Origin of the sequence: Curtobacterium sp. B8, from assembly GCF_000333315.1 — a bacterium.
Classification (GTDB): domain Bacteria; phylum Actinomycetota; class Actinomycetes; order Actinomycetales; family Microbacteriaceae; genus Curtobacterium; species Curtobacterium luteum.
The window spans coordinates 1-2,241 of record NZ_BACW01000180.1 but is presented as its reverse complement, the minus strand read 5'-3'; the positions used below and the strand labels follow the sequence as shown (position 1 = coordinate 2,241).

Annotated in this window: 3 protein-coding genes; 1 reads left to right on the top strand and 2 read right to left on the bottom strand. The window is 71.0% G+C overall.

The features are described 5' to 3' along the window. Together I59_RS19165 and I59_RS04390 are read right to left on the bottom strand one after the other, a co-directional pair. Window positions 1-569 (bottom strand): GNAT family N-acetyltransferase (locus I59_RS19165; RefSeq protein WP_022902827.1); only part of this gene is annotated, 569 nt, incomplete at its 3' end. A 34-nt stretch (window positions 570-603) separates the two neighbouring features. Next, window positions 604-1,473 carry a VOC family protein gene (locus tag I59_RS04390; RefSeq protein ID WP_022902826.1) on the bottom strand — a complete coding sequence of 290 codons (870 nt, stop codon included), beginning with the start codon at window positions 1,471-1,473 and terminating at the stop codon, window positions 604-606. Between the two features lie 109 nt (window positions 1,474-1,582). Between I59_RS04390 and I59_RS04385 the strand changes: the two genes are divergently transcribed. Then, complete coding sequence (locus I59_RS04385) at window positions 1,583-2,107, top strand: hypothetical protein (protein ID WP_022902825.1); 525 nt, start codon at window positions 1,583-1,585, stop codon at window positions 2,105-2,107. The last annotated feature ends 134 nt before the right edge of the window (window positions 2,108-2,241 follow it).

Below are 2,241 nucleotides of genomic sequence, written 5' to 3'. Positions count from 1 at the left end.
CGTTCGACCTGCTGGGCGTTCAGGCGGACCGGACCGGCCGGCCAGTCCTCGAGGGGTGACGCGACGGGCAGCACCATCCAGCCGCCCTGTTCGGTCATCGGCATGCCCGCGCCCTCCGCGGTGAAGGCGGTGTAGTCCGTCACGACCTCGTCGAAGTGGTGCCAGCCGAGCTTCGCGTAGAACGGCACGCGGTCCTCGCCGGTGCCGAGGAAGCCGAACGGGACGTCGAGTCCCTCGAGCACGCTCCGGGCGCGTTCGAGGAGGTCGCGGCCCATGCCGGCTCCTTGCAGTCGTGGCGAGACCGCGACCAGGCCGGTGTCGCCGACGAGGACGTCCTCGCTGCCGACGCTGATGAACATGCGTCGTACCCCGACGTGGGCGAGGACGACGCCGTCGGCGTCCCGGGCGAGCACGCGGCGCTCCGGTTGCATGCCGCTCCAGCTGCGGCTCCCGAGGAACCAGTGCGACCAGTCCGGGAAGGCCTGCGCGAGCAGCGCCGTGATCGCCTCGTGGTCGGCGAGCGTCAGCGCACTCTCCTCGACCACCTCCCAGCGGATGTCGTCAGTCACCCGACCATCCTGCCGGAGGGGCAGCCGGCGGGGCTCAGCCGCGTCCGGGCGCCGTCACCTCGATGCGGTTCGCCCACGGGTCCTCGAACGCGACCGTCCTGCCGTCGTCTGCGAGCTGCAGGCCGTGGTCCCGCATCCGTTCGGTCAGGGAGCCCAGGTCGTCGAGCGCCGGTACCTCGATGCGGACGAGGCCGAGCCCGAGTGCGAGCTGGCGACGCCCCGCGCCCCGGGAGTTCCACGTGTTCATCGCCATGTGGTGGTGGTAGCCGCCGGCGGAGACGAACAGCGCCTCGCCCCACCCCGCGGTCGTGGCGAAGCCGAGTCGATCGACGTAGAACGTCTTGGCCGTGGCGACGTCCCCGACCGACAGGTGCACGTGCCCGACCCGCCCCGGACGGGCCGTGGCACCGTCGAGTGCCTCCTGCGTGAGGTGCTCCTGGAGGAACGCGTTCGGGTCGAGCGCGATCGTGGCCATGTCGACCATGCCGTGCGTCCACGACCATCCGGACCGGTCGCGGTCCCAGTAGAGTTCGACGCCGTTGCCCTCGGGGTCCGTGCAGTAGAAGGCGTTGCTCACGAGGTGGTCGGCGCTGCCCGTGAACGACTGCGGGTACCGCGTGGCGACGGAGTACAGCGCGGCCGCGAGGTCGGCACGCGTGTCGAAGAGGACCGCGGTGTGGAACAGCCCGGCCTCGTGCGCGCCGGCGTGCCGGAGTTCGGGAGCGTGCTCGAGCACGACGATCGGCACCGACCCGCGGCCGAGGACCGTGCGTCCGGGCGACGAGGAGACGACGCTGAGCCGGACGCCCTCCGTGTAGAACGCCGTCATCCGGTCGAGGTCGGCCACGCGGAGGGTGACCGCGCCCATGCCGGTGTCGGCGGCGAGGAGGTCCTGGGTGTGCATGCCACCAGTGTCCATCCATTTGGTTGACGCGTCAACCAAATGGATGATGATCGCATCGCACTCGGCGTCCTGTCGGCGGAGGGCACCACCGGGAGGCCATGATGGACGGATGCCACGACGTCCGGACCCGCGCGACCTCCCCGCCGAGCACGTCCGTGACCGCATGTCGTCGTACATCTACGGCAACATCACCGTGCTCAGCGCCGCGATCGCCGTCGACCCCGAGCAGATCGAGCGCGGGGCGGCCGTCCTCACCGTGCTCGCCACGGCGGTGCTCACCTACCTCGCGCACGTGCTCGCCCACCTGGTCGCCCACGGCATCGGCGCCGACCGGGGTGCGGACGACGTCGCCCGTCGCGAGAGCGCGGTCGTGGTCGTCCGGAACGCGAACCCGATCGCGACCTCCGGGCTCATCCCCGCCGTGCTCTACGCCGCGGCGTGGGTCGGGTGGCTGCCGTCCGTGTGGGCGCAGGTCGCGGCGGTCGTCATCCTCGTCGTCCGCATCGGGCTCGTCGGGGTGTTCATGCAGCGGTTCTCGGGGACGCGTCCGACGTTCCTGGGACTCTGGGGCGGCATCGTGCTCGCCGCGGTCGCGTTCGTGATCGGACTCGTGAAGGTGGTGCTGACGCATTGAGTGACGAGACGACCTCGGGCGGGACGAAGCAGCGGGGTGGCTGGCGGTTCATCCGCGACCTGGCGATCATCGTCGTGGCGGCGTTGATCGCGTCGTTCCTGGTGAAGACGTTCCTGGTCCGGTCTTCTACTCCC

Coding starts and splice junctions, on each gene's coding strand:
- I59_RS04390 (WP_022902826.1), bottom strand. CDS start 1,473: ATGCACACCCAGGACCTCCTCGCCGCCGACACCGGCATGGGCGCGGTC.
- I59_RS04385 (WP_022902825.1), top strand. CDS start 1,583: ATGCCACGACGTCCGGACCCGCGCGACCTCCCCGCCGAGCACGTCCGT.